We start from the raw sequence: 255 nt of genomic DNA, 5'->3' as shown, positions 1-255 counted from the left end.
TCTCGCCTACCTGTGTCGGTTTGCGGTACGGGCACCTTCTCCTGGCTAGAGGCTTTTCTTGGCAGTCTGAGATCATGACCTTCGCTACTGTAATTTTCGCTCCCCATCACAGCCCAGCCTTCACGATATGCGGATTTGCCTACACATCAGCCTCACTGCTTAGACGGACATCCATCAGTCCGCGTCACTACCCTACTGCGTCACCCCATCGCTCATCACGGATTACGGTGGTACAGGAATTTCGACCTGTTGTCC

General features: G+C 54.1%; 1 rRNA gene. It reads right to left on the bottom strand.

Features of this window, described 5'->3' with window-relative positions:
- Positions 1-255: ribosomal RNA gene (locus ACN6NF_RS25915) — 23S ribosomal RNA — on the bottom strand; the annotation flags it as partial.

Source organism: Paenibacillus sp. TSM33 (assembly GCF_056099025.1).
This window is presented reverse-complemented; position numbering and strand designations above follow the sequence as displayed.